We start from the raw sequence: 26,486 nt of genomic DNA on the forward strand, positions 1-26,486 counted from the left end.
CTCACTCATAACGTAGCGCCTCCGCAGGCTGGGTGCGCGCGGCACGCCAGGCTGGATACAGGGTGGCGAGGAAACTCAGGATCAACGCGGCGGCGCAGACCATGACAACGTCCTGGCTCTGCACTTGCGACGGCAGGTAATCGATGAAGTACACGTCGGCGTTGAGGAATTTGTGGCCGATCAGGCCTTCGAGGGCCGAGATCGCGGCACTGACATTCAGCGCGGCGAAGATCCCGACCACGGCGCCGATCGCGGTACCGACCACGCCGATCACCGTGCCCTGCACCATGAAGGTGCGCATGATCGTGCCCGGCGTGGCGCCCAGTGTGCGCAGGATCGCGATGTCACCCTTCTTGTCGTTCACCACCATCACCAGTGTGGAAATGATGTTGAACGCCGCGACGGCAACGATCAGCAGCAGCAACAGGCCGATCATGGCTTTTTCCATGCGGATCGCCTGGTACAGGTTGCCGTGGGTGCGGGTCCAGTCGCGGGCGTAGAAACGGTCTTCGCCAAGATCGCGGGCGATGCTCCACGCGGTGCGCGGCGCCTGGAACAGGTCGTCGAACTTCAGGCGCAGGCCCTGGACCTGATCCGGTTTCCAGCGATGCAGCCGGGCCAGGTCCTGCAGGTTGGTGACGCCCAGGTAGCCATCGAGCTCACCGGCGCCGACATGGAAAATGCCGACCACGGTAAAGCGCTTCATGCGCGGGAACATCCCGGCCGGGGTCACGGTGACCTCCGGCGCGACGAAGGTCAGCTTGTCGCCGATTGCCGCACCGAGCTTGGCCGCGGCCTTGTCGCCGATAACGATGCCGAACTCGCCCGGCACCAGGTCGTCGAGTTTGCCCTGGGTCATGAAGTGATCGATGATCGACACCTGGCGCTCTTGCGCCGGGTCGATGGCATTGAGCAGGACCTTCGAGACCTTGCCGTTATTGGTCAGCAACCCCTGCATTTGCGTAAACGGCGCCACGGCCGTCACTTGCGGGTTCTGCTTGACCTTTGCGGCCAGGCTTTGCCAATCGCTGATCGGCTCGCCGGACTCGATGGTCGCGTGGGGCACCATGCCCAGCACGCGGGTGCGCATCTCATGATCGAAGCCGTTCATCACCGACAGCACCACGATCATCACGACCACGCCAAGGGCGAGCCCGATCATCGAAGTCAGGGAAATGAATGACACAAAATGATTGCGACGCTTTGCACGGGTGTAACGCGTGCCGATAAATACGAAGAGAGGTCTGAACATGTCGGGGCTTGTTCGGAGGGAAAAGGAACGTCCTTGTGGCGGGGGTCGATAACCAGCTTTACACTCAGACCACCGCCGCTACCATGGGTTCGCCATGTCGACATTAGATGAAGAAGATCGCCGCGAATACTACCGTATCGAGGATACGATCGCACTGGAAATTCGGCCCCTGTCCGCTTCTGAAGCCGCAGACCAGGAAGTGTTGCAGGATGCTTCCCCACTCTTCAACCTGCTCAGCGAACTGCACCTCAGTGAATTCGAGTCGCAGCACCTGTTGCGCCAGATCAATGAGCGCGACCGCAACATTGCGGCATTCTTGAAATCACAGAACAAACGCATCGATCTGCTGAGCCAGGTGATCGCCATCACCGTGCTCGGGCAGATCGGCGAACCGCAGCCGGTGATCATCTCCGAAGGCGGCATCGACTTTCAGCATCCATCGCCCATCGCCGCTGGCGCACACCTGTCGGTCAAGCTGGTGTTGATGCCGCAAGCCCTGGGCCTGCTGCTGCGCGCCCGCGTCACCCATTGCGACCGCAAGGGCGATGGCTATGACGTTGGCACCGAGTTCGAACACCTGACCGACGCCCAGCGCCAACTGTTGGCCCGCCACATCTTGCAGAAGCAGGCCCAGGTACGACGCCTGGCCCGCGAACAACTCGAATCAGGCAATTAATTTAAGGAAGAACCGTGACCCTCATCTACGGCCATCGCGGCGCCAAGGGCGAAGCACCGGAAAACACCCTGACCAGCTTTCAGGAATGTCTCAAGCACGGCGTGCGTCGCTGCGAACTGGACCTGCACCTGTCCAGGGACGGCGAGTTGATGGTCATCCACGACCCGACCCTCAAGCGCACCACGGACCGTCGCGGCAAGGTCGTCGAACACACGGCGGCCGAGCTTGTGACCTATGACGCGCGCAAGGGTGGCCCGGGCTGGATCAAGCCGTGCCCGATTCCGACGCTGGAAGAACTGTTCGAGAAGTGCGACTTCGATCACTGGCAGCTGGAAGTCAAGAGCGCATCACGGATGCGTGCCGCGACCACCGTGCTGGCGATTCGCGAAATGGTCCAGCGTCATGGCCTGATGGACAAGGTGACCATCACCTCGAGCTCCCGTGAAGTGCTAAAGGCAGCATTGGAGCTGGTGCCGGACGTGTCCCGCGGACTGGTGGCCGAATACGCCTGGCTCGACCCGCTGAAGGTCGCGGCCAGTTATGGCTGTGAGATTCTGGCGCTGAACTGGACCCTGTGTACGCCGGAACGCCTGCAAAAGGCGCAGCGTCAGGGGTTGCATGTGTCGGTGTGGACCGTCAACGAGCCTGCGCTGATGCGCAGACTCGCCGACTTCGGCGTTGACAGCCTGATTACAGACTTTCCCGGTTTGGCCAGCGCCACGCTCGAGAATTGCTGAAATCGGTCTCCCCGGCCGGCTCAGGCCACCGGCCGGAGCCGCTCAAAAAAGCCGGTTGAGGCCGTCGTACGCCGCGACCCGATAGGCTTCGGCCATGGTCGGGTAGTTGAACGTGGTGTTGACGAAATACTTCAGCGTGTTCTGTTCGCCCGGCTGGTTCATGATCGCCTGACCGATGTGCACGATCTCCGATGCCTGATAACCGAAGCAGTGAACGCCCAGCACTTCCAGGGTTTCACGGTGGAACAGGATCTTCAGCATGCCTTGCGGCTCGCCGGCAATCTGCGCCCGCGCCATGCTCTTGAAGAACGCCTTGCCGACTTCGTACGGCACCTTGGCCTGGGTCAGCTCCTGCTCGTTCTTGCCGATCGAGCTGATCTCCGGAATGGTGTAGATGCCGGTCGGCACGTCATTGACGAAACGCCAGCTGCCGTTATCAACGATGCTGCCGGCGGCCGAGCGACCCTGGTCGTGGGCGGCACTGGCCAGGCTCGGCCAGCCGATCACGTCACCGGCGCCATAGATGTTCGGCACGCAGGTGCGATAGGCCTCGTCGACTTCGATCTGGCCACGGCTGTTGACCTTCACGCCGATGTTTTCCAGACCCAACTGATCGGTGTTGCCGGTACGGCCGTTGCACCAGAGCAAGGCGTCGGCCTTGATCTTCTTGCCGGACTTGAGGTGCAGGATCACGCCATTGTCCACGCCTTCGACGCGGTCATACTCTTCGTTGTGGCGAACGGTGATGTTGTTGTTGCTGAAGTGATAGCTCAGGGCCTGGGAAATTTCCGAGTCCAGGAAGCTCAGCAACTGACCACGGTTGTCCACCAGTTCGACCAACACACCCAGCCCGCTGAAGATCGAGGCGTATTCGCAACCGATCACGCCTGCGCCGTAAACGATGAGTTTGCGCGGGGTGTGGCCGAGGCTCAGGATGGTGTCGCTATCGTAGATACGCGGGTGGTGGAAATCGATGTCCGCCGGGCGATACGGACGCGAACCGGTGGCGATGATGATGTGCTTGGCCACCAGTTTCTCGACCACGCCGTTGGCGCAGACCACTTCGATGGTTTGCTCGTCGGCGAAGCTGCCGGTGCCGAAGAACACGTCGACGCGGTTGCGGGCGTAGTAGCCGGTACGCGAAGCGACTTGCTTGGAGATGACTTTCTCGGCGCTTTTCAACACGTCCGGGAACGAGAACCAGCGCGGCTCACCAATGGCCCGGAACATCGGGTTGGTGTTGAACTGCATGATCTGCCGCACCGAGTGACGCAGTGCCTTGGAGGGGATGGTGCCCAAGTGAGTGCAGTTGCCGCCGACCTGGCGACGGCTATCGACCATCGCCACTTTGCGCCCTGCCTTGGCGGCGTTCATTGCCGCGCCTTCCCCCGCCGGGCCGGAACCCAACACCACCACGTCGTAGTTGTAGACAGCCATGCGTACTCCTCAGAACAGGCCGCGGCACCCTCGGCACCTGCGGCTAAATCACGCCAATCTGTGGCATGAAGGAACAATTTGGGGCCAGTGCAGAACCCGGACACAGTCTATAGAAGCGTCAACGCCGGGCACATTAACCCTTGGTCGCGTCGTAGGCTACTTTTGCCTGCACTACAACGCCAGTTTTCAATGCTCAAATCGCCACAATCACTCGGTTTTCTTGCCACTGAGGCGATCAAAAGCGTGACTGCTGCGTGTGACGAAACCTGTATCGGCACGAATCACAAAAAATGCGCCGATATCGTGTTTTTCCGCGTAGTCCCAACCGCGCTCCGGGCCGAGAATCAGCAACAGCGTCGATAAGCCATCGGCCATCAACGCTGAAGGATGAATGACCGTGACGGACGCCAGAGTGTGTGAGACCGGCGCACCGGTGCGGGCATCGAAGGTGTGGGAAAAACGCTGGCCGCCCTGCTCGAAATAATTCCGGTAGTCGCCGGAAGTTGAAAGGCCATAACCGTCGACCACAATGACGCGCTCGGCCACCTGCCGATCATCCCGCGGCTCTTCCAGTGCAATGCGCCATGGCGAACCGTCGGGTTTCCTGCCGGCCGCCTTGAGTTCACCTGTCGCCTCGACGAGGTAGTCGTGGATGCCCATTGCCTCGAGTTTTGCGGCAATCGTGTCCACCGCATAACCGGCGGCGATGCTGTTGAAATCGACCTCGACGGCGGCGTCCTTGCACAAATTGTCGCCATCGATGCGCAAGTGCTGGTGGCCGACGCGCTGGCGGGCTTCAGCGAGCGCGTCGGCGGTCGGGACTTTTTCCTCACGGGCCTGCGGACCAAATCCCCAGAGGTTCAGCAACGGCTCCACCGTCAGGTCGTAGGAACCGTCGCTTTGCACTGACAGTTGCTCGCCCACGCGGACCAACTCGAGGATCGATGCCGGCATTGCCTGACAGTGGTTGGCCGGCAACGCGTTGAAGCGCTCGATGTCCGAGTCGCTGCGGTAGGTCGACATTTGCAGGTCCACGTCAGCGAGGATTTGCTCGACCTGGACACGGACTTCGCCAGGTGCCGAAAGGCCGGCATGGCGTACGTACTTGATCGAATAAGTGCTGCCCATGGTCGGGCCGCTGAAAGTTTCCAGAGTGTCGCCGTTGCCGCAGGCGGACAGCATGATGATCAGAGCCCCAAGGCCATGCAGCCGCCATTTCAACAAATCCCGCCTCCCCCAAGAATCCCTGACACGCCGCCAAGGCCAGCCATTATGCGACAGAACTGTGGGAGCGAGCCTGCTCGCGAAGAGGCCATCACATCTAGCATTGATATTTCTGTCAGACCGCTATCGCGAGCAGGCTCGCTCCCACATTGAATGACTGGCGTGATCACTACCGCGCAAACGCCACCAAACCCCGTGGGAGCGGGCTTGGTCGGGCGGCGATCCGACGAAGAGGCCAGTCCGAACAACACATCTCTTAGCAGTCAAAACCAGCACAAACAAAAACGCCCCGACCAAGGCCGGGGCGTTTTCATGTGCTGCTAAGGCTTAGCGCGGGAATGCTGGCGGGTTTACACCGGCCATGTCTTCCATCACGCGAACCACCTGGCAGCTATAACCGAACTCGTTGTCGTACCAAACGTACAGCACAACGCGGTTATCCTGGGTGATGGTCGCTTCAGCGTCCACTACGCCTGCGTGGCGCGAGCCAACGAAGTCGGTGGAAACCACTTCCTGGGAGCTCACGTAGTCGATCTGCTTGTGCAGATCCGAGTGCATGGCCATCTGGCGCAGGTACTCGTTGATCTCTTCGCGAGTGGTGGCCTTTTCCAGGTTCAGGTTCAGGATGGCCATCGACACGTTCGGCGTAGGAACGCGAATCGCGTTGCCGGTCAGCTTGCCCTTGAGCACTGGCAGCGCCTTGGCGGCTGCGGTGGCGGCACCGGTCTCGGTGATAACCATGTTCAGCGGCGCGGCGCGGCCACGACGGCTGCCCTTGTGGAAGTTGTCGATCAGGTTCTGGTCGTTGGTGAACGAGTGAACGGTTTCGACGTGGCCGTTGACGATGCCGTACTTGTCGTTGACTGCCTTGAGCACCGGCACGATGGCGTTGGTGGTGCAGGAAGCCGCCGAGATGATCTTGTCGTCAGGGGTGATGTCGCCGTGGTTGATGCCGTGCACGATGTTCTTCAGCGCGCCCTTGCCAGGTGCGGTGAGGATCACGCGGGCAGCGCCCGGGCAGGCCAGGTGCTGGCCCAGGCCGTCGGCGTCACGCCATACACCGGTGTTGTCGACGATCAGAGCGTTTTCGATGCCGTACTGGGTGTAGTCGACTTCGGTCGGGCTCTTGGCGTAGATAACCTGGATCAGGTTGCCGTTGGCGGTGATGGTGTTGTTGGCTTCATCGATGGTGATGGTGCCATCGAACGGACCATGCACCGAGTCACGACGCAGCAGGCTGGCGCGCTTGACCAGGTCGTTCTCGGCGCCCTTGCGGACAACGATGGCACGCAGGCGCAGGCCGTCGCCGCCACCGGTTTTCTCGATCAGGATGCGCGCCAGCAGACGGCCGATACGACCGAAGCCGTAGAGGACAACGTCGGTGCCTTTGCGGGCCGATGCGTTTTGCTGGCCAACCACGTCGGCCAGTTCTTCACGGACGAACTGCTCGGCAGTGCGGCCATTGCCTTCGGCCTTGAATTTGGCCGCCAGCTTGCCCAGGTCCACCGAGGCGGCGCCGAGCTTGAGTTCGCTCATCGCCTTGATCAGCGGGAATGTTTCGTGGACGGACAGCTCGCTTTCGTCGGACTGACGGTGACGAGCAAAGCGGTGAGCTTTGAGAATCGCAATGACTGAACGATTGATCAGGCTGCGGCCATAGATCGAGCTCACCACGTTGTTATTGCGGTAGAGCTGACCGATAAGCGGAATCATCGCTTCTGCGAGTGCTTCACGGTCGATCCATTCACCAAGACACTGGTCGGGCTTCTGAGTCACGGGAACCTTCCACATGTAGGGGCAGAAAAAAGGGGCTACATTATGCCGCCGAGTGACAGCCGTAGCAATGCGCGCCCGTCGTGCTTTACGTAACAATTCGTCGTTCAAAAAATTTGCGCCTCGCGCAAACCCAATAAAACCGGGGCTTTCAGCGCAGTCAATTTTTTGGAGGTCGCGCTACCTTATCCGTAACCCTCCGTAACACTCGTTGTATTTGCCACTACATATTCAATAATTTCCGGCAAATAACCGCCGAATTTTGTCTTTACCACTACATTTCACCAAACCCGTGCTTTAGACACAGTCAGCAACTGACAGGCGGCATCCTGGACCGCTACAATTACCGACTTTGTCGCAACGCTTGGAGCTCAACCTTCCGTGCCCGTTCTGCGTCTACCGCTTCTCCCTGCCGCGGCAGGTAAACAGCACTGGGGCAACCTGCCCGGTGCCGCCCTGAGCCTGGCCATTGCCGAGGCCGCCAGCGCTGCCAAGCGCTTTACCCTGCTGCTGACCGCCGACAGCCAAAGTGCCGAACGGCTGGAACAGGAGCTGGGTTTCTTCGCCCCGGATTTGCCCGTACTGCACTTTCCCGACTGGGAAACCCTGCCCTACGACCTGTTCTCGCCGCACCAGGACATCATTTCCCAGCGCATCGCCAGCCTGTACCGGTTGCCGGAACTGAGCCATGGCGTACTGGTGGTGCCGATCACGACCGCCCTGCATCGCCTGGCACCGACCAAATTCCTGCTCGGCAGCAGCCTGGTGCTGGACATCGGCCAGAAACTCGACGTCGAGCAAATGCGCACCCGGCTTGAAGCCACGGGTTATCGCTACGTCGATACGGTGTATGAACACGGCGAGTTCACCGTTCGCGGCTCGTTGATCGACCTGTTCCCGATGGGCAGCAAGTTGCCGTATCGCATCGACCTGTTCGACGACGAAATCGAAACCCTGCGCACCTTCGACCCGGAGAACCAGCGTTCGATCGACAAAGTCGACTCGGTCAAGCTGTTGCCGGCCAAGGAGTTCCCGCTACAGAAAGAAGCGGTCACCCGTTTCAAGGCGCGCTTCCGTGAGCGTTTTGACGTCGACTTCCGCCGCTGCCCGATTTTCCAGGATTTGAGCAGCGGGATTACCCCGGCCGGCATCGAGTACTACCTGCCGCTGTTCTTCGAGGAAACCTCGACGCTGTTCGATTACTTGCCCCAGGACACGCAAGTGTTTTCCCTGCCGGGCATCGAGCAAGCCGCGGAAAACTTCTGGAACGACGTGCGCAATCGCTATGAAGAACGCCGTGTCGACCCGTCCCGTCCTTTATTGCCGCCTGCCGAACTGTTCCTGCCGGTGGAAGACTGCTTCGCACGCCTGAAGAACTGGCCGCGCGTGGTGGCCAGTCAACAGGATGTGGAAAGTGGTGGCGGTCGCGAGCGCTTCCCGGCTCGCGAGTTGCCGAACCTGGCCATCGAAGCCAAGGCTACCCAGCCGTTGGCGGCATTGGCGGACTTCCTCGACCAGTTCCCCGGTCGCGTGCTGTTCACCGCAGAATCCGCAGGCCGCCGCGAAGTGCTGCTGGAACTGCTGGAACGCCTGAAGCTGCGACCGAAAACCGTCGACAGCTGGCCGGACTTCCTCGCCAGCAAAGAACGCTTGGCGATCACCATCGCACCGCTCGACGAAGGCCTGGTGCTAGACGATCCAGCTCTGGCCCTGGTCGCCGAAAGCCCGTTGTTCGGCCAGCGCGTGATGCAGCGCCGTCGCCGCGAAAAGCGCGCCGATGCCAACAACGACGCGGTCATCAAGAACCTCACCGAGCTGCGCGAAGGGGCGCCGGTGGTGCACATCGACCATGGTGTCGGCCGTTACCTGGGCCTGGCAACCCTGGAAATCGACAACCAGACCGCCGAATTCCTTGCCCTGGAATATGCCGAAGGCGCCAAGCTCTACGTGCCGGTGGCCAACCTGCACCTGATCGCCCGCTACACCGGCAGCGATGACGCCCTGGCCCCGCTGCACCGCCTCGGTTCCGAGACCTGGCAGAAAGCCAAGCGCAAAGCCGCCGAACAGGTGCGCGACGTGGCCGCCGAGTTGCTCGACATCTATGCACGCCGCGCCGCCCGTGAAGGCTACGCCTTCGCCGACCCGAAAGCCGACTACGCCACCTTCAGCGCCGGTTTCCCGTTCGAAGAAACCCCGGACCAGCAAACCACCATCGAAGCGGTTCGCGAAGACATGCTCGCGCCCAAGCCAATGGATCGCCTGGTGTGCGGCGACGTCGGCTTCGGCAAGACTGAAGTGGCGATGCGCGCCGCGTTCATCGCGGTGCATGGCGGCAAGCAAGTGGCGATCCTAGTGCCGACTACCCTGCTCGCCCAGCAGCATTACAACAGTTTCCGCGACCGCTTCGCCGACTGGCCGGTGACCGTGGAAGTGATGAGCCGCTTCAAGTCGGCCAAGGAAGTGAATGCCGCCGTAGCCGATCTGGCCGAAGGCAAGATCGACATCGTCATCGGCACGCACAAGCTGCTGCAGGATGATGTGAAGATCAAAAACCTGGGCCTTGTGATCATCGACGAGGAACACCGTTTCGGCGTGCGCCAGAAAGAACAGCTCAAGGCCCTGCGCAGCGAAGTCGACATCCTGACCCTGACCGCCACGCCGATTCCGCGCACGCTGAACATGGCGGTGTCGGGCATGCGTGACCTGTCGATCATCGCCACCCCGCCGGCCCGCCGCCTGTCGGTACGCACCTTCGTCATGGAGCAGAACAAGAGCACGGTCAAAGAGGCCTTGCTGCGTGAGCTGCTGCGTGGCGGCCAGGTCTATTACCTGCACAACGACGTGAAGACCATCGAGAAATGCGCCGCCGACCTCGCCGAGCTGGTACCGGAAGCACGGATCGGCATCGGTCACGGACAGATGCGCGAACGCGAACTCGAACAGGTGATGAGCGACTTCTACCACAAGCGCTTCAACGTGCTGATCGCCTCGACCATCATCGAGACCGGCATCGACGTACCGAGCGCCAACACCATCATCATCGAGCGTGCCGACAAGTTCGGCCTGGCCCAGCTGCACCAGCTGCGCGGCCGGGTCGGGCGCAGTCACCACCAGGCCTACGCCTACCTGCTGACGCCACCGCGCCAGCAAATCACGCCGGACGCGGAAAAGCGCCTGGAAGCGATCGCCAACACCCAGGACCTCGGCGCGGGCTTCGTGCTCGCCACCAACGACCTGGAAATCCGTGGTGCCGGCGAACTGCTCGGTGACGGTCAGAGCGGGCAGATCCAGGCGGTCGGCTTTACGCTGTACATGGAAATGCTCGAGCGCGCGGTGAAGTCGATCCGCAAGGGCGAGCAGCCGAACCTCGATCAACCGCTCGGCGGTGGGCCTGAAGTCAACCTGCGAGTGCCGGCACTGATTCCGGAAGACTACCTGCCGGATGTCCACGCCCGCCTGATTCTCTACAAGCGCATTGCCTCGGCCACCGATGAGGACGGCCTCAAGGATTTGCAGGTGGAGATGATCGATCGATTCGGCCTGTTGCCGGAACCGACCAAGAACCTGATCCGCATCACTGCATTGAAGTTGCAGGCCGAGCAACTGGGCATCAAGAAAGTCGACGGCGGCCCGCAAGGCGGACGCGTCGAGTTCGCTGCGCAGACGCCGGTCGACCCGTTGACCCTGATCAAGCTGATCCAGAGCCAGCCAAAACGCTATAAATTCGAAGGGGCCACGATGTTCAAGTTCATGGTTCCGATGGAGCGCCCGGAAGAGCGCTTTAATACTGTAGAGGCGCTGTTCGAGCGCCTCGTTCCGAAAACTGCTTGAAGGACGCCGCATGCGCCTGTTCCGCTCACTGACCCTGCTGACCCTTTTGATGCCAGCGCTGGCCGCCCCCACGGCATCTGCCGATGACCTGTATCAGGTCGAAATGATTCTGGTCCGGCAAAACGCCGTGCCGGCGATTGTCAGCCGCGCCGCACCGGAAGACTGGGCTGCTGGCGCCCAACCCGTCAGCCCCGACAGCCTGCGTACGCCAAGCCTGAATGGCGAGGTGGAAAAACTCACCAGCAGCGCCGACTACACGGTATTGCTGCACAAGGCCTGGCAACAGACGCTCGGCGAAAACGCCAGCAAAGTGGCGATCAGCGACGGCAAGGAACAATATGGTCAGTTCCCGATCGAGGGCACGCTGAGCATGAAACTGGGACGTTTTACCGACGTCGACGCCGATTTCTGGGTCAATCAGATCGATGCCAATGGCATGGTGACAGCCAGCGAGCGCTTGAAACAGGAAAGCCACACCAAGAACGGCCAGTTGAACTTCCTCGACAACGGCCACCTCGGCCTGCTGATCAAGATCACTTCGCTGACCGCCCCCGCCCCCCGAGCAGCTCCCGAAGAAATTCCGGACTGATTCCCTATGTCCGCGACCCTGAGCAAACCCCTGGCACCATCCTGGGTCAGCCGATTCAAGGAACAGAGCCTGGAGCGTGGTCGCCGTTACGCGCTGGAGAATCGTGTCAGGATCGTCGAGGCCGGCGACGCAACCATCGTCGCCGCCTGCGAAGGCTCGGGCGGTAACGTTTACCGTCAGACCATTCGCCTGCGCGAGTCAGCCAAAGGCACGCTACTGATGGTCGACGCCATCTGCTCCTGCCCGGTCCACAACAACTGCAAACATTGCGCAGCGGTGCTCCTGCAAGTGCAGGAAACCCTCGACTACCCCGCTGCCGCCAAAGACGCCGAACTCCTGGAAAAACTCCAGGCAGTCCTGGAAAACCGCAGCCCGAAAGCCCCGCCGCAAGTGCTGGTGGACAATGTGCAACCGGTACCGCGCCTGTGGCTGGCCAGCATCGAGTTCAGCGCCTTCGAACCGCGCAACGGCCGAATGCAGCGTTACATCCAGCATCGCGCGGCGCTGTCCTTCAGCTATCTGGACGAGTACGTCTCCGGACAGAAAAACACCGATATCCTGATTCGCCAGGAAACCCAGACACTGCGGATAAAACGCCACCCGGAAGTGGAACAGTCCTACCGGGAACAGTTGCGAATCCTCGGCTTCAAAGTCGCTACCCGGCAAAGCAAGGCCTTGCCGGAAAGTGCCGGCGAGCTGTTCGAAATGGTCAATGACAGCGCCTGGCTGACCTTTACCCTCAATGAACTGCCGAAGTTGCGCACCCAGGGCTGGGAATTGCAAATCGACGAGGACTTCGGGTTCGACCTGACGGCGGTAGATGACTGGTACGCCACGGTCGAACAGGCTCCGGAGCGCGACTGGTTCGACCTGGAACTGGGGATCATCGTCAACGGCGAGCGCTTGAGCCTGTTGCCGATCCTGCTCAACCTGATGCGCTCCCACACCGAAATCCTCAACCCGGAACGCCTTGCCCGACGCCGCGACGACGAGTTGATCCTGGTCAACATCCCCCATCGCCCGAACTCCGAGCACGGCCCGCTGCAAGTCGCCCTGCCCTTCGGCCGCTTGAAGCCGGTGCTGGCCACCCTCGGCGAGTTCTACCTGCAGGAACCCGGTGACACCACGCTGCGCCTGAGCAAGGCCGATGCCACGCGCCTGAATCCGCTGGAAGACATGCCACTGCTCTGGGAGGGTGGCGAACAGATCCGCACCTTTGCCCAGCGCCTGCGTGACATCAAGGACCACACGGCCGCCGCCCCGCAAGGCTTGAATGCGACGCTGCGCCCGTATCAGCTTGAGGGCTTGAGCTGGATGCAATCGCTGCGGCAGCTGGAAGTGGGTGGCATTCTCGCCGACGACATGGGCCTGGGCAAAACCCTGCAGACACTGGCGCACGTACTGAGCGAGAAAAACGCCGGCCGTCTCGATCGGCCGTGCATGGTGGTGATGCCGACCAGCCTGATTCCCAACTGGCTCGACGAAGCAGCGCACTTTACGCCGCAGCTCAAGGTACTGGCGCTGTACGGTGCCAGCCGCAAAAAACACTTCGACAAGCTGGCTGACTACGACCTGATTCTGACCACCTATGCGCTGCTGCCCAAGGATGTCGAGCGTCTGGCGGCGCAGCCCTTGCACATCCTGGTGCTGGATGAAGCGCAGTACATCAAGAATCCGACCAGCAAGGCCGCTCAGGCTGCCCGCGAGCTCAATGCCCGGCAGCGCCTGTGCCTGAGCGGCACACCGCTGGAAAACCATCTCGGCGAACTCTGGTCACTGTTTCACTTCCTCTTGCCCGGCTGGCTCGGTGACGTCAAAAGCTTTAACCGCGACTACCGCGTACCGATTGAAAAACGCACCAGCGAGGTCAGGCTTCAGCACCTCAACGGCCGGATCAAGCCCTTCCTGCTGCGCCGCACCAAGGAACAGGTGGCCACCGAGCTGCCGCCGAAAACCGAGATCATCCACTGGGTCGAACTCAACGAGGCCCAGCGTGACGTTTACGAAACCATGCGCCTGGCCATGGACAAGAAAGTCCGCGACGAGATCACCCGCAAAGGCGTGGCCCGCAGCCAGATCATCATTCTCGAAGCGCTGCTGAAACTGCGTCAGGTGTGCTGCGATTTGCGCCTGGTCAACGAGGCGACCCTGCCAAGCCGTGGCAGTACCTCGGGCAAACTCGACAGTCTGATGGAAATGCTCGAGGAATTGTTCGAGGAAGGTCGGCGGATCCTGCTGTTCTCGCAGTTCACGTCAATGTTGTCGCTGATTGAGGATGAGCTGAACAAGCGTGGAATCGCCTACGCCCTGCTGACAGGCCAGACCCGCGACCGCCGCACTCCGGTGAAGGAATTCCAGAGCGGCAAGCGTCAGATATTTCTGATCAGCCTGAAGGCCGGTGGCGTTGGCCTGAACCTGACTGAAGCGGACACGGTGATTCATTACGACCCGTGGTGGAACCCGGCGACTGAAAACCAGGCGACCGACCGGGCGTATCGCATTGGCCAGGAGAAGCCCGTGTTCGTTTACAAACTGATTGCGCGCGGCACGGTGGAAGAGAAGATCCAGCACCTGCAGAAGGAAAAATCCGACCTCGCGGCCGGCGTGCTGGATGGGCGCAAGGCCGGAGACTGGAAACTGCAGAATGATGATATCGAGGCGCTGTTTGCGCCGTTGCCGGAAAATCTTGGAAAACGCTGAGATGTGCGGCGCTTATTCGTCCGCTATCGCGAGCAAGCTCGCTCCCACAATGACCGCGTCGAACACAAATTCTACGAACACCACTGACCTTGTGGGAGCGAGCCTGCTCGCGATAGCGTCAACCCGGTGCCAAGTGAACTCAGCCCTTGAGCACCCGCGCCAACGTCGATTTCACCTTGCCCATGCCGTCATGCAACGCCTGCTCGATCTCGGCCATGGTGATCACCGCCGTCGACTTGCCCGCCGCCGGGTTCACCACCAGTGCCAGACAGGCGTAATCCAGTTCCAGCTCGCGGGCCAGGGCCGCTTCCGGCATACCGGTCATGCCGACGATGTCGCAACCATCACGCTCCAGCCGGGCGATTTCAGCCACCGTCTCCAGGCGCGGCCCTTGAGTGCAGCCATACACGCCATGACTGCTGTAGCCCACACCTTCCGCCGCCAGCGCCGCGATCAATTGCTGGCGCAACGGCTCGCTATAGGGGTAGCTGAAGTCGATATGGGTGACGTGTTCCAGGTCATCGGCAAAGTAGGTGTGCTCGCGACCACTGGTGTAGTCGATCAACTGATGCGGCACGCAGAAATGCCCGGTGCCCATGGCCGCATGGATGCCGCCCACGGCATTGACCGCCAGAATGGCTCCGGCACCTGCCTGCTTCAGCGCCCAGAGATTGGCGCGGTAATTGACCTGATGCGGCGGAAAACGATGGGGATGGCCGTGACGCGCGAGGAACAGCACTTCCTTGCCGGCATACTCGCCGATCTGAACGTCAGCCGAAGGTGCGCCATAAGGCGTGTCCACTGCCAGTGACTGGCGAATGCTCAGGCCTTCGAGTTGAGTCAGGCCAGTGCCACCGATAATCGCGTAAACCGTCATAACGAACAGTCCTTAATCAATCAATTGAGCTTCTTTGAGCGCGCCGACAGCGGCCAGCCAGCGCGGGTCTTGACGGTATTCGGTGCTGGCAAACGACTGGCCGCGCATCCGCGCAATGCGCTCGGAAGGCTTGACCTTCAGGCGTTGCGCAGCGCTCAGGGCCAATTCGGCGGCAGCGCGATCGTTGCACACCAGGCCCATGTCGCAACCGGCCGTCAGCGCCGCTTCGATACGGCTGGCGGCATCGCCGACCACGTGGGCGCCAGCCATGGACAGGTCGTCGCTGAAGATCACGCCATCGAACTGCAACTCGCCGCGCAGGATGTCCTGCAACCAGCGGCGGGAGAAGCCTGCGGGCTGGGAGTCGACCTGTGGATAAATGACGTGGGCCGGCATGATCGCGGCCAGTTGCTTGCTCAATTTGGCAAACGGCACCAGGTCGTTGGCGCGGATTTCGTCGAGGCTGCGTTCGTCGTTGGGGATCGCGACGTGGGAATCGGCCTCGGCCCAGCCGTGACCCGGGAAGTGCTTGCCGGTAGCGGCCATCCCTGCGCTGTTCATCCCGCGGATGAATGCACCCGCGAGCAAGGCAGCGCGCTCGGGATCACCTTCGAACGAACGGGTGCCGACAACGGCGCTGCGCTGGTAATCGAGGTCGAGCACCGGGGCGAAACTCAGGTCCAGGCCAACGGCCAGCACTTCGGTCGCCATGATCCAGCCGCACTGCTCGGCCAGGTATTCGGCGTTCGGGTTGTCGGCAATGGCACGCATGGCGGGCAGGCGCACGAAACCCTGGCGCAGGCGCTGCACGCGGCCGCCCTCTTGATCCACCGCCAACAGCAGATCGGGGCGAATGGCGCGAATCGCTGCACTCAGCTCGCGCACTTGACGCGGATGCTCAATGTTACGGGCAAAAATGATCAGGCCGCCCACTTCGGGCTGGCGCAACAATTGGCGATCTTCAGCCGTCAGCCAGGTACCGGCGACGTCCACCATCAACGAGCCTTGCAAGCCAGCAGTCATAAAAATTCCTTGATAACAGAAAACCCGCCCCACACGAATTCGCCGCCAGGGGCAAGGCCTGGCAGATTGGCGAGTTCGATGGAAAACGGGTTCAGAACGAGAGTCGGCATGGGCGGCTAGCTTAGCGGATGTCAGCTGCCGCGCCCACCCGTGCGCGGTTAAACCTTGGCGGCAACCGGTGTCGATTTGCTGCGTGGACGCAACTGGGCAGTGGCCATGGCGGTATCGGTCACACCGGACTCGGCACGCATGCCGGCGGCCAGGAACGGCACCATCAGGCGCATGACCTGCTCGATCGAGGTGTTCACGCCGAAGTCGGTTTCGGCAATCGCGCGCAAGGCCTTGATACCGGACATGCTGAACGCCGCCGCACCCAGCATGAAGTGCACGCGCCAGAACAGTTCGATGGGCGGAATACGCGGCGCCGCTTCGTTGACCAGCATCATGTAGCGGCGGAACACCTTGCCGTACATGTCCTCCAGATAACGACGCAAGTGCCCCTGGCTCTGACTGAATGCCAGCCCCAGCAAACGCATGAAGATGGACAGGTCGTTGCCGCTGCGCGGTTGCACCACCAGTGCCTGCTCGACGAGGATTTCCAGCAACTCTTCGAGGGTCGGCTTGATTTCAGGCTTGGCCTGACGCCGCTCCAGCTCTTTGTCGAGGCTGATGCAGAACGGCCCGAGGAACCGCGAGAAAACCGCCTGGATCAACGCCTTCTTTGAACCGAAGTGATAGTTCACCGCCGCCAGGTTGACACCGGCCTTGCTGGTGATCAGGCGCAACGAGGTTTCAGCGAAACCTTTTTCCGCGAACAACTGCTCGGCTGCATCAAGAATGCGTTCAACGGTTTCCGACTGGGCCATGGCTACTCCGCCTGACAAACACTTGTTTGAAACATACGTTTCAGCCTGTGCCTTGTCAAGTCTGGCAGTTCGTTTCGGGAATGGTCGGTCAGATATTTAACCACACAACGGCGAAGCTTGAATCCACTGACTGATTGACCGTCTGGCGGCGACTGAAAAATGGAGCATTGCCAAGATCGCCCCACTGTATATAATCCCAGTCACTGTATAAAAAAACAGAGCGATCAATATGCTAAAGCTGACGCCACGACAAGCAGAGATTCTGGCTTTCATCAAACGCTGCCTGGAAGACAACGGATACCCCCCCACCCGTGCGGAAATCGCTCAGGAACTGGGTTTCAAGTCACCCAATGCGGCGGAAGAGCACCTCAAGGCGCTGGCCCGCAAGGGTGCCATCGAGATGACGCCTGGCGCCTCCCGTGGCATTCGCATCCCCGGCTTCGAAGCCAAGGCCGACGATTCCACCCTGCCGATCATTGGCCGGGTCGCAGCCGGTGCCCCGATTCTAGCGCAGCAACACATCGAAGAGTCCTGCAACATCAATCCTGCCTTCTTCCATCCGCGCGCCGACTACCTGCTGCGCGTCCACGGGATGAGCATGAAGGATGTCGGCATTTTCGACGGCGACCTGCTGGCCGTCCACACCACCCGCGAAGCCCGTAACGGCCAGATCGTGGTTGCACGAATCGGCGACGAAGTGACCGTCAAGCGCTTCAAGCGTGATGGCAGCAAAGTCTGGCTGATCGCCGAGAACCCCGAGTTCGCCCCTATCGAAGTGAACCTTCAAGATCAGGAACTGGTGATCGAAGGCTTGAGTGTCGGCGTGATTCGCCGCTAAAGGAGGCTCCATGCAGTTCCCACAGCCATCACCACAGCAAACCCAACTGCCGTTGTTCGAAGCGTTCATGGCACAGCCATTGGCGCCGATCCTGAAAGACGTAGTCGAGTCCCCCTGGAGCGCCGAACCTGACGCTTTCAGCGAGCTGTCACTGCGTGGTGCAGCGGGGAACTGCCTGAGCCTTCTGGCACCGATCCTCAGGGAATTGAGCCAGGACCAGGACGCACGCTGGCTGACACTGATCGCGCCGCCCGCCAGCCTGACTCAAGCCTGGCTGCGAGATGCCGGCCTCAACCGCGAGCGCATTCTGTTGCTGCACCCCCGAGGCACCCAAAGTGCTCAGCAACTGACCTGCGAAGCCCTGCGTCTTGGGCGCAGCCATACGGTTGTCAGCTGGCTCAACCCGTTGAGCAGCCAATCCCGGCAACAGCTGATCAGCGCCGCCCGGACCGGGGACGCTCAGAGCCTGAATATTCGTTTGGGATAACTGACAGCCGGGACGCGAACTTCACCGCGCGAGGCTTCTCCAGGGAGAGAGAAGCCGATGTGTAGCGACGTCAGGAAAACCGACGGACGGGGATCAATGAAGAACCCGTGACCCCTCGTCCTTGTCGAACTCGCCTTCAACCAGGCGACCTGCCATCTGGACTCCCACGCTCAACATCGCCTTGGCGACTTCCACGTGTTGCCCTTGCAGGAACGCTTTGGCGTCCTCGGAGAAATCCAAAGTAACCAGAGAACCCTCGTCCTCGGCCCTGCGCAGCTCGATACGGCCGTCTGGTAACTCGACAATTTCTAGAAAGGACGTTGGCATAAAGGACTGTTCTCCACGAAAGGCGGGGATTATATAGGCATCGGCCAGGATTCGCTCGGGATCTTGACCAGATGCCATCCCGAAACTGTTTCTGTCAGCACTCGTTCAGGCCTTCGCGAAAGCGGATCGCCAATCCTTTCAGATTCTGGCGCCAGCTCTCCAGCTCTTCCCGACTAAGTTCCTCTGGCTCATCCACTTCATCCAGATTGACCGCCTGAATCAGTGGCTGAGTCACGTCCCCTTTTGGCTTGTGGGGCGCGCGCGGCGGCTGAAACAACGCAGCATGGGCAGCCAGCAACTTGGCCAGCCAGGTCTCCGGGTTATTGGCCAGCTCCACCAGCTCGGCCATTTCTGGAATGGCGATGGTTTCCAGCACTTCGCGAGTCAGCAGCAGCTCCGCACGGGGTGCATTGGCCTGAGGCAGGCGGTAGAAGCCGGCGATTTCATGGCACAGGCCCAACAGCGCGCCGTACAGGTGAAACAGCGCCGATTCGCGTCCGGCCTGGATCAGCGCCAGCGAATTCATCGCCCGACCCTCTTCAGTGCGCGCCAGTGCTTCCAGCGACAAGCCGGCGAAATAAATCTTCTGATTGGTGCGGGTATAAAGTTCGTGGGCCATGACGGCAGCCTCCACAACGAAATAATTGCTTCACGCAGGTCCTGTAGGAGCGAGCCTGCTCGCGATGGACTTGAGAGCAACGCGGGCATCCTGAAAGCCCGCGTTATCGTTGACGACCATCGCGAGCAGGCTCGCTCCTACAAGGGTCTTGCGATTCTACGCCTTCGCAGTTCCCATGCGGCCTTTTGTAGGAGCGAGCTTGCTCCGGGCGGCGTTCCGACGATGGACCCGAGAGCAACGCGGGCATCCTGAAGGCCCGCGTCATCGTTAACGACCATCGCGAGCAAGCTCGCTCCTACAGTTTCAAGCCTTCGCAGCCGGGCGCTTGTCTTCAACCGTCCACTTGCCGCCGTCATAGAACGCTTTCCAGCCAGTCGGCTTACCATCAACTTCGGTCTGCACGTACTGCTCCTTGGTCTTGCGGCTGTAACGAATCACAGCCGGGAGGCCATCGGGATCTTTCTTCGGCGCTTCGCAGAGGAAGTGATACTTCGGATCGATCTCATCCTTGTGCGGCACGATCTCGATAACCAGCGGAGCACGCGTCTCACGGTTTTTCGGGAACTGGCTGGCCGCCAGGAACAGGCCGGATGCACCGTCGCGCAGGATATAGGTGTCGTTGACCTTTTCGCATTTCAGCTCAGGCATCTTCACCGGGTCCATCTTCGGCGGCGCCGCATCACCGCTTTTCAGCAGTTTGCGGGTGTTCTTGCAGGTCGCGTTGGTGCAGCCGAAGAACTTGCCGAAACGGCCGGTCTTGAGCTGCATCTCGCTGCCGCACTTGTCGCATTCCAGGCTCGGACCTTCATAGCCCTTGATGCGATAGGTGCCCTCTTCGATTTCGTAGCCGTCACAATCCGGGTTGTTACCGCAGATGTGCAGCTTGCGCTTCTCGTCCAGCAGGTAGGCATCCATCGCCGTGCTGCAGATCGGGCAGCGATGCTTGCCACGCAATACCAGCGACTCCGACTCACCTTCGTCGTCCGCGGCGATTTCGTCGCCCGGCACCAGGTTGACGGTGGCCTTGCAGCGCTCTTTCGGCGGCAGGCTGTAGCCCGAGCAACCAAGGAACACGCCGGTCGACGCGGTGCGGATCTGCATTGGACGACCGCAGGTGGTGCACGGAATGTCAGTCATCACCGGCTGGTTGGCACGCATGCCGTTTTCCGGGCTTTCGGCTACTTCGAGCTTCTTCTTGAAGTCGCCGTAGAACTCGTCGAGCACGTTTTTCCAGTCGCGTTCGCCCTGGGCCACGTCATCGAGATGCTCTTCCATGCCGGCGGTGAAACCGTAGTCCATCAGGTTCGAGAAGCTCTCGGCCAGGCGTTCGGTGACGATGTCGCCCATCTTTTCCGAGTAGAAACGACGGTTGTGCAACGCCACGTAACCCCGGTCCTGAATGGTCGAAATGATCGCTGCGTAGGTCGAAGGACGACCGATGCCGCGTTTTTCCATTTCTTTTACCAGGCTGGCTTCCGAGTAACGCGCCGGCGGTTTGGTGAAATGCTGGGTCGGATCAAGCTTGATCAGCTTCATCGCATCGCCCTGGGCCATGTCCGGCAGCACATCGTCGTCGCCTGGCTTGGCGATTTGCGGCATGACACGGGTGTAACCGTCGAACTTCAGGATGCGGCCCTTGGCACGCAGCTCGAAGTCGCCGGCGCCCACAGTGACGGTCGTCGACAGGTATTGCGCCGGCAGCATCTGGCAAGCCAGGAACTGGCGCCAGATCAGCTCGTAGAGGCGCTCAGCGTCACGCTCCATGCCCGACAGCTTGCTTGGCTCGGTGTTGGCGTCGGACGGACGAATCGCTTCGTGAGCCTCTTGTGCGCCTTCCTTGCTGCTGTAGACGTTCGGGGTTTCCGGCAGGTACTTCTTGCCGAACTCGCCTTCAATATAAGTACGCGCCATCGCCACGGCATCAACCGAGAGGTTGGTCGAGTCGGTACGCATGTAAGTGATGTAGCCGGCTTCGTACAGACGCTGGGCCATCATCATGGTTTTCTTCACCCCGAAGCCCAGGCGGTTGCTCGCGGCCTGCTGCAGGGTGGAGGTGATGAACGGCGCCGACGGCTTGCTGCTGGTCGGTTTGTCTTCGCGCTTGACGATGCTGTAGCTGGAAGCCTTGAGCTTCTCCAGCGCAGCCATGGCCTGGGCTTCGTTGAGCGGCTTGAAGGCTTCGCCTTTTTCGCGGGCCACGTCGAAACGCACGGTCGCGCCTTTTGCGGTGCCGAGGTCGGCGTGCACTTCCCAGTACTCTTCCGGGATGAACGCGCGGATTTCACGTTCGCGCTCAACCACCAGCTTCACGGCAACCGACTGCACGCGACCGGCGGACAGGCCGCGAGCGATCTTGGCCCACAGCAGTGGCGAAACCATGTAGCCCACGACGCGGTCGAGGAAACGACGGGCCTGCTGGGCGTTGACGCGGTCGATATCCAGCTCGCCCGGCTGGGAGAAGGCTTCCTGGATCGCCTTCTTGGTGATTTCGTTGAACACCACGCGCTTGTAGCGGCTGTCATCACCACCGATGGCTTCGCGCAGGTGCCAGGCAATGGCTTCCCCCTCGCGGTCCAAGTCGGTTGCGAGATAGATGGTGTCAGCATCCTTGGCGAGCCGGCGCAGCTCTTCGATGACTTTTTCCTTGCCCGGGAGGATCTCGTACTTGGCTTTCCAGCCATGATCCGGATCGACCCCCATGCGCGCGACCAGCTGCTTGCGCGCTTTTTCTTTAGGCGACAGTGCCGGCGCTTCGCCCGCAGCAGCCTTGCCGCGCTTGGCGGCCGGCTCTTTGCTGGCGCTAGCCGAACCGCTGGTGGGCAGGTCTCGGATATGGCCGATACTCGACTTCACCACGTATTCGTTGCCCAAATACTTGTTGATGGTCTTGGCCTTAGCCGGGGATTCCACAATGACCAGCGATTTGCCCATGGATCAGAAAATTCCTGAATTCGAGAAGTGAAAGGCGGTTGGCGCCTGACGCGGCACCGCTATATATAGTGGCTACAAGGTGAGGTCAAGCGCAGGGTATTGCGCGCACTCAGCTTATGGCTTGGTAAAAAGGCTTTCTTCGGCCTGCACCAAAGCAAAGCGTGGCACCTGTTCGCCGTCAACTTCGACCGACTCCAGGAACATGCTCAAGGGACGCACCCAAAAGCCGTAATCGCCATACAGGGCTTGATAGAAGACCACTTCTTCTTCGGTTTCCGAATGCCGCGCAACACTGAATACGCGGTACTGCGGACCTTTGTAATGTTGGTAGAGCCCAGGTTGTATCGGCATGCTTTGGCCCTCACTCAAATTTTTTCAAAATAAAAACAAAAATAAATCCGGAAAAACAAAAACCGGGGCACTTGGCCCCGGCTTCCATCAACGAAACGCTTAAACGCGTTCGAAGACGGTGGAGATGCCTTGGCCGAGACCAATGCACATGGTGGCTACCCCGAAGGTACCGCCATTCTGCTTCATCACGTTGAGCAAAGTGCCGGAGATACGCGCACCGGAGCAACCGAACGGGTGGCCCAGGGCGATCGCGCCGCCGTGCAGGTTAACCTTCTCGTTCATCTTGTCGAGCACTTTCAGATCTTTCAGCACTGGCAGGGCCTGTGCGGCGAAAGCTTCGTTGAGCTCGAAGAAGTCGATGTCGGAGATGCCAAGACCCGCGCGCTTCAGTGCTTTTTGTGTGGCCGGTACTGGACCATAGCCCATGATTGCCGGATCCACACCTGCCACCGCCATCGAGCGAATCACCGCCATAGGCTGGATGCCCAGGTCCTGTGCGCGCTGCGCCGACATCACGATCATGCACGAAGCACCATCGGTGATCTGCGACGAAGTACCTGCTGTCACGGTGCCGCCCTTCGGATTGAACGCCGGCTTGAGAGCCGCCAGGCTTTCCAGGGTGGTTTCCGGACGAATGGTTTCGTCGTAGTCGAAGGTTTTCAGGAAACCGTTCTCGTCGTAGCCCTGCATCGGGATGATTTCGTCTTTGAACTTGCCTTCCACGGTCGCCTTGTGGGCGAGTTGGTGGGAGCGCACGCCGAAAGCATCTTGCTGCTCGCGGGTAATGCCGTGCATTTTGCCCAGCATTTCCGCGGTCAGGCCCATCATGCCCGAAGCTTTTGCCGCGTACAGCGACATGTGCGGGTTCGGATCGACACCGTGCATCATGCTCACGTGACCCATATGCTCGACGCCACCAACGACGAACACGTCACCATTGCCGGTCATGATCGCTTGCGCAGCAGTGTGCAAAGCGCTCATGGACGAGCCACACAGACGGCTGACGGTCTGGCCGGCCGAGGTGTGCGGGATCTGGGTCATCAGCGACGCCATGCGCGCGATGTTCCAGCCCTGCTCCAGGGTCTGGTTCACACAGCCCCAGATCACGTCTTCGACTTCGTTCGGGTCGACCTTGACGTTGCGTTCCAGCAATTTGCTGATCAGGTGCGCCGACATGTCTTCGGCGCGGGTGTTGCGGTGCATGCCGCCCTTGGAGCGGCCCATCGGAGTACGACCGAAGTCGACAATCACGACGTCTCTAGGATTCAAGCTCATAAGTTCACTCTCACTCTAGTTGGGGGCGCTTAACCGAAGAAGCTCTGGCCGTTCTTGGCCATTTCGCGCAGCTTCGCGGTCGGGTGGTACAGCGCGCCCAAATCAGCGTACTGGTCAGCCAGGGCAACGAACTCTGCCACACCGATCGAATCGATGTAACGCAGCGCACCGCCACGGAATGGAGGGAAACCAATGCCGTAGACCAGACCCATGTCGGCTTCGGCAGCGGTTTCGACGATGCCGTCTTCCAGGCAACGCACGGTTTCCAGGCACAGCGGGATCATCATCCAGTTGATGATGTCTTCGTCAGTGACTTCGCGCTGTTCAAAGACGATTGGCTTGAGCACTTCCAGCACCGAAGGATCGGCGACTTTCTTCTGCTTGCCCTTCTTGTCGGTCTCGTAGGCGTAGAAGCCCTTGCCGTTCTTCTGGCCCAGGCGCTTGGCTTCGTAGAGCACGTCGACAGCCGAGCGACGGTCGTCCTTCATGCGGTCCGGGAAGCCTTCAGCCATCACGTCACGGCCGTGGTGGCCGGTGTCGATGCCGACCACGTCCATCAGGTAGGCCGGGCCCATAGGCCAGCCGAACTTTTCCATGATCTTGTCGATACGGACGAAGTCCACACCGGCGCTGACCAGCTTGGCGAAACCGCCGAAGTACGGGAACAGTACGCGGTTGACCAGGAAGCCCGGGCAGTCGTTGACGACGATCGGGTTCTTGCCCATTTTCTTGGCGTAGGCAACGGTGGTGGCAACGGCCAGCTCACTGGACTTCTCGCCACGGATCACTTCCACCAGCGGCATCATGTGCACCGGGTTGAAGAAGTGCATGCCGACGAAGTTTTCCGGACGCTTGAGGGCCTTGGCCAGCAAGGTGATGGAAATGGTCGAGGTGTTGGACGCGAGGATGGTGTCCTCTTTGACCTGGTCTTCAACTTCAGCCAGTACGGCCTGCTTGACCTTCGGGTTCTCGACGACTGCTTCCACCACCAGGTCCACGTGACCGAAATCACCGTAGGACAAGGTCGGACGAATGCCGTTGAGCACTTCAGCCATTTTCGCGGCGGTCATGCGGCCTTTATCAACGCGGCCAACCAGCAGTTTGGCGGCTTCGGCCAGACCCTGCTCGATGCCGTGCTCGTTGATGTCCTTCATCAGTATCGGCGTGCCTTTGGAAGCCGACTGATAGGCGATACCGCCACCCATGATGCCGGCGCCCAGTACGGCGGCCTGCTTCACGTCCTTGGCGATTTCGTCGTAGGCCTTGGCCTTTTTCTTCAGCTCCTGGTCGTTCAGGAACAGACCGATCAGGCTCTGCGCAGCAGAGGTCTTGGCCAGCTTGACGAAACCTGCGGCTTCAATTTCCAGGGCCTTGTCGCGACCGAAGTTCGCGGCTTTCTGGATGGTCTTGATCGCCTCAACCGGCGCCGGGTAGTTCGGGCCAGCTTGACCGGCCACGAAACCCTTGGCGGTTTCGAAAGCCATCATTTGCTCGATAGCGTTCAGCTTCAGCTTTTCCAGCTTCGGCTGGCGCTTGGCCTTGTAGTCGAACTCGCCGCAGATGGCGCGCTTGATCAGTTCCAGCGCGGCCTCTTGCAGTTTCTCTGGAGCAACCACTGCGTCGACAGCGCCAACTTTGAGCGCGTCTTCAGGACGGTTTTCCTTGCCGGCGGCAATCCACTCGATGGCGTTGTCGGCACCGATCAGACGCGGCAGACGAACGGTACCGCCGAAGCCCGGGTAGATGCCCAGCTTGACTTCCGGCAGGCCGATCTTGGCCTTGGTGGACATGACGCGGTAGTCCGCCGCCAGGCACATTTCCAGACCGCCACCCAGCGCGATGCCATTGATCGCGACAACGGTCGGAACGTTGAGGTCTTCGAAATCGCTGAAAATCTTGTTGGCTTCGAGGTTGCCAGCAACAAGCTCTGCATCCGGCAGCTTGAAGTTGTCGACAAATTCGGTGATGTCGGCGCCGACGATGAACACGTCCTTGCCACTGCTGACGATCACGCCCTTGATCGAAGCATCTGCCTTGATGGTGTCTACGGCCTGACGCAGTTCGTTCAGGGTTAGACGGTTGAACTTGTTGACGGACTCACCCTTGAGGTCGAACTTCAGTTCGACGATGCCACTTTCAAGAGCCTTAACCGTGATGGCTTTACCTTCGTAAATCATCAACTGATCTCCACGATATGGAAGCTGAACAGTACACGTCGGACGCAGGCGAATGGCTTGGCAGGGACGTTGATCGTCAATGCTACGCCCATTCCCCCGGCACACCCGCCAACGCGATAGTCGGGATTCTGTAGGAGCGGTCTGAAATACAAACGCTCAATTCATACGCCCGTTTGATTTGGGTACGTCACCTTCACGGAATTTCCGACAATTGTCAATCGCCCGAAACACGGGTTGAAACGCGACTTTCCGGTCATATCCGTACTGTGAAGACCTTAAACACGCCGAAGCATGCAGGGTCATTCATAGAATCAATTGTTAGAAAATGCGCCCTAATTCGCTGCAGCCCGTGTTTAACAAGCTACGCTGGCGGAACCAAGGGGAAATTGTGAACGCTTTTGGCGAATGCCCAGCGCAAGATCAGCCAACACCGATTTACCGGCCTGCCTGGCCAACCCGCCCGATGATTTTGTCGGGCTTTTTATTGCGTACAAAA

20 protein-coding genes are annotated in these 26,486 nt (G+C 60.3%); 7 read left to right on the forward strand and 13 right to left on the reverse strand.

Annotated features, from left to right (window positions below; all coding sequences use genetic code 11):
• Position 1 precedes the first annotated feature (1 nt).
• A complete protein-coding gene (locus tag PPUTUW4_RS17820; RefSeq protein ID WP_015095942.1) occupies positions 2-1,252 on the reverse strand; it encodes a lipoprotein-releasing ABC transporter permease subunit in 1,251 nt (416 codons plus the stop codon).
• Positions 1,253-1,346: 94 nt separating this feature from the next.
• On the opposite strand from PPUTUW4_RS17820, the gene PPUTUW4_RS17825 reads away from it, so the two are divergent.
• Positions 1,347-1,928, forward strand: coding sequence for a PilZ domain-containing protein (locus PPUTUW4_RS17825; protein ID WP_015095943.1), 582 nt, complete (start codon positions 1,347-1,349; stop codon positions 1,926-1,928).
• Between the two features lie 14 nt (positions 1,929-1,942).
• On the forward strand, positions 1,943-2,665 hold the full coding sequence (locus PPUTUW4_RS17830) for a glycerophosphodiester phosphodiesterase (RefSeq protein ID WP_015095944.1): 723 nt from the start codon (positions 1,943-1,945) through the stop codon (positions 2,663-2,665).
• Positions 2,666-2,707: 42 nt separating this feature from the next.
• On the opposite strand, the gene sthA is transcribed toward PPUTUW4_RS17830, so the two are convergent.
• The 3 genes from sthA to PPUTUW4_RS17845 all read right to left on the reverse strand — a co-directional run bounded on the left by sthA (position 2,708) and on the right by PPUTUW4_RS17845 (position 7,117).
• Positions 2,708-4,102 carry a Si-specific NAD(P)(+) transhydrogenase gene (gene sthA / locus PPUTUW4_RS17835; protein ID WP_007972111.1) on the reverse strand — a complete coding sequence of 465 codons (1,395 nt, stop codon included), beginning with the start codon at positions 4,100-4,102 and terminating at the stop codon, positions 2,708-2,710.
• Between the two features lie 207 nt (positions 4,103-4,309).
• A complete protein-coding gene (locus tag PPUTUW4_RS17840; RefSeq protein ID WP_049810839.1) occupies positions 4,310-5,284 on the reverse strand; it encodes an FAD:protein FMN transferase in 975 nt (324 codons plus the stop codon).
• Positions 5,285-5,653: 369 nt separating this feature from the next.
• The gene (locus PPUTUW4_RS17845) at positions 5,654-7,117 is read right to left on the reverse strand and encodes a glyceraldehyde-3-phosphate dehydrogenase (RefSeq protein WP_015095946.1); all 1,464 of its coding nucleotides are present in this window, start codon (positions 7,115-7,117) and stop codon (positions 5,654-5,656) included.
• Between the two features lie 363 nt (positions 7,118-7,480).
• Here PPUTUW4_RS17845 and mfd point away from each other — a divergent pair, with 363 nt between their 5' ends.
• From mfd to PPUTUW4_RS17860, 3 genes are read left to right on the forward strand one after another with little or no spacing between them, the layout of a single operon-like run.
• On the forward strand, positions 7,481-10,930 hold the full coding sequence (gene mfd / locus PPUTUW4_RS17850) for a transcription-repair coupling factor (RefSeq protein ID WP_015095947.1): 3,450 nt from the start codon (positions 7,481-7,483) through the stop codon (positions 10,928-10,930).
• A 10-nt stretch (positions 10,931-10,940) separates the two neighbouring features.
• Positions 10,941-11,519, forward strand: coding sequence for a CsiV family protein (locus PPUTUW4_RS17855; RefSeq protein WP_015095948.1), 579 nt, complete (start codon positions 10,941-10,943; stop codon positions 11,517-11,519).
• Between the two features lie 6 nt (positions 11,520-11,525).
• On the forward strand, positions 11,526-14,219 hold the full coding sequence (locus PPUTUW4_RS17860) for a DEAD/DEAH box helicase (RefSeq protein WP_015095949.1): 2,694 nt from the start codon (positions 11,526-11,528) through the stop codon (positions 14,217-14,219).
• A 139-nt stretch (positions 14,220-14,358) separates the two neighbouring features.
• Here PPUTUW4_RS17860 and PPUTUW4_RS17865 read toward each other — a convergent pair whose 3' ends face one another.
• The 3 genes from PPUTUW4_RS17865 to PPUTUW4_RS17875 all read right to left on the reverse strand — a co-directional run bounded on the left by PPUTUW4_RS17865 (position 14,359) and on the right by PPUTUW4_RS17875 (position 16,985).
• Positions 14,359-15,096, reverse strand: a complete 738-nt coding sequence (locus PPUTUW4_RS17865) for an S-methyl-5'-thioinosine phosphorylase (protein ID WP_015095950.1) — start codon at positions 15,094-15,096, stop codon at positions 14,359-14,361.
• Between the two features lie 12 nt (positions 15,097-15,108).
• Complete coding sequence (nagZ, locus tag PPUTUW4_RS17870) at positions 15,109-16,119, reverse strand: beta-N-acetylhexosaminidase (protein WP_015095951.1); 1,011 nt, start codon at positions 16,117-16,119, stop codon at positions 15,109-15,111.
• Positions 16,120-16,277: 158 nt separating this feature from the next.
• On the reverse strand, positions 16,278-16,985 hold the full coding sequence (locus PPUTUW4_RS17875; RefSeq protein ID WP_007974041.1) for a TetR/AcrR family transcriptional regulator: 708 nt from the start codon (positions 16,983-16,985) through the stop codon (positions 16,278-16,280).
• A gap of 229 nt (positions 16,986-17,214) precedes the next feature.
• Here PPUTUW4_RS17875 and lexA point away from each other — a divergent pair, with 229 nt between their 5' ends.
• Together lexA and sulA are read left to right on the forward strand one after the other, a co-directional pair.
• Complete coding sequence (lexA, locus tag PPUTUW4_RS17880) at positions 17,215-17,823, forward strand: transcriptional repressor LexA (RefSeq protein ID WP_007974043.1); 609 nt, start codon at positions 17,215-17,217, stop codon at positions 17,821-17,823.
• 10 nt (positions 17,824-17,833) lie between these two features.
• The gene (sulA, locus tag PPUTUW4_RS17885; protein WP_015095952.1) at positions 17,834-18,310 is read left to right on the forward strand and encodes an SOS-induced cell division inhibitor SulA; all 477 of its coding nucleotides are present in this window, start codon (positions 17,834-17,836) and stop codon (positions 18,308-18,310) included.
• Between the two features lie 93 nt (positions 18,311-18,403).
• On the opposite strand, the gene PPUTUW4_RS17890 is transcribed toward sulA, so the two are convergent.
• The 6 genes from PPUTUW4_RS17890 to fadB form a co-directional block, all read right to left on the reverse strand.
• Positions 18,404-18,637, reverse strand: coding sequence for a hypothetical protein (locus PPUTUW4_RS17890; protein WP_015095953.1), 234 nt, complete (start codon positions 18,635-18,637; stop codon positions 18,404-18,406).
• Between the two features lie 94 nt (positions 18,638-18,731).
• The gene (locus PPUTUW4_RS17895) at positions 18,732-19,256 is read right to left on the reverse strand and encodes a DUF6586 family protein (RefSeq protein WP_015095954.1); all 525 of its coding nucleotides are present in this window, start codon (positions 19,254-19,256) and stop codon (positions 18,732-18,734) included.
• 303 nt (positions 19,257-19,559) lie between these two features.
• A complete protein-coding gene (gene topA, locus PPUTUW4_RS17900; protein WP_015095955.1) occupies positions 19,560-22,187 on the reverse strand; it encodes a type I DNA topoisomerase in 2,628 nt (875 codons plus the stop codon).
• A 114-nt stretch (positions 22,188-22,301) separates the two neighbouring features.
• Complete coding sequence (locus PPUTUW4_RS17905; RefSeq protein ID WP_007986363.1) at positions 22,302-22,538, reverse strand: DUF1653 domain-containing protein; 237 nt, start codon at positions 22,536-22,538, stop codon at positions 22,302-22,304.
• 99 nt (positions 22,539-22,637) lie between these two features.
• Entirely contained in the window at positions 22,638-23,813 is a 1,176-nt protein-coding gene (gene fadA, locus PPUTUW4_RS17910; protein ID WP_007986361.1) for an acetyl-CoA C-acyltransferase FadA, read from the reverse strand.
• A gap of 29 nt (positions 23,814-23,842) precedes the next feature.
• Positions 23,843-25,990 (reverse strand): fatty acid oxidation complex subunit alpha FadB, encoded by a 2,148-nt coding sequence (gene fadB / locus PPUTUW4_RS17915; RefSeq protein WP_015095956.1) that lies wholly within the window; start codon positions 25,988-25,990, stop codon positions 23,843-23,845.
• Positions 25,991-26,486: the final 496 nt, after the last annotated feature.

It is taken from the genome of Pseudomonas sp. UW4, from assembly GCF_000316175.1.
Taxonomy (GTDB): Bacteria; Pseudomonadota; Gammaproteobacteria; order Pseudomonadales; family Pseudomonadaceae; genus Aquipseudomonas; species Aquipseudomonas laurylsulfatiphila.

Coding starts and splice junctions, on each gene's coding strand:
- PPUTUW4_RS17820 (WP_015095942.1), bottom strand. CDS start 1,252: ATGTTCAGACCTCTCTTCGTATTTATCGGCACGCGTTACACCCGTGCA.
- PPUTUW4_RS17825 (WP_015095943.1), top strand. CDS start 1,347: ATGTCGACATTAGATGAAGAAGATCGCCGCGAATACTACCGTATCGAG.
- sthA (WP_007972111.1), bottom strand. CDS start 4,102: ATGGCTGTCTACAACTACGACGTGGTGGTGTTGGGTTCCGGCCCGGCG.
- PPUTUW4_RS17840 (WP_049810839.1), bottom strand. CDS start 5,284: ATGCTGTCCGCCTGCGGCAACGGCGACACTCTGGAAACTTTCAGCGGC.
- PPUTUW4_RS17845 (WP_015095946.1), bottom strand. CDS start 7,117: ATGTGGAAGGTTCCCGTGACTCAGAAGCCCGACCAGTGTCTTGGTGAA.
- PPUTUW4_RS17855 (WP_015095948.1), top strand. CDS start 10,941: ATGCGCCTGTTCCGCTCACTGACCCTGCTGACCCTTTTGATGCCAGCG.
- PPUTUW4_RS17860 (WP_015095949.1), top strand. CDS start 11,526: ATGTCCGCGACCCTGAGCAAACCCCTGGCACCATCCTGGGTCAGCCGA.
- PPUTUW4_RS17865 (WP_015095950.1), bottom strand. CDS start 15,096: ATGACGGTTTACGCGATTATCGGTGGCACTGGCCTGACTCAACTCGAA.
- nagZ (WP_015095951.1), bottom strand. CDS start 16,119: ATGACTGCTGGCTTGCAAGGCTCGTTGATGGTGGACGTCGCCGGTACC.
- PPUTUW4_RS17875 (WP_007974041.1), bottom strand. CDS start 16,985: ATGGCCCAGTCGGAAACCGTTGAACGCATTCTTGATGCAGCCGAGCAG.
- lexA (WP_007974043.1), top strand. CDS start 17,215: ATGCTAAAGCTGACGCCACGACAAGCAGAGATTCTGGCTTTCATCAAA.
- sulA (WP_015095952.1), top strand. CDS start 17,834: ATGCAGTTCCCACAGCCATCACCACAGCAAACCCAACTGCCGTTGTTC.
- PPUTUW4_RS17890 (WP_015095953.1), bottom strand. CDS start 18,637: ATGCCAACGTCCTTTCTAGAAATTGTCGAGTTACCAGACGGCCGTATC.
- PPUTUW4_RS17895 (WP_015095954.1), bottom strand. CDS start 19,256: ATGGCCCACGAACTTTATACCCGCACCAATCAGAAGATTTATTTCGCC.
- topA (WP_015095955.1), bottom strand. CDS start 22,187: ATGGGCAAATCGCTGGTCATTGTGGAATCCCCGGCTAAGGCCAAGACC.
- PPUTUW4_RS17905 (WP_007986363.1), bottom strand. CDS start 22,538: ATGCCGATACAACCTGGGCTCTACCAACATTACAAAGGTCCGCAGTAC.
- fadA (WP_007986361.1), bottom strand. CDS start 23,813: ATGAGCTTGAATCCTAGAGACGTCGTGATTGTCGACTTCGGTCGTACT.
- fadB (WP_015095956.1), bottom strand. CDS start 25,990: ATGATTTACGAAGGTAAAGCCATCACGGTTAAGGCTCTTGAAAGTGGC.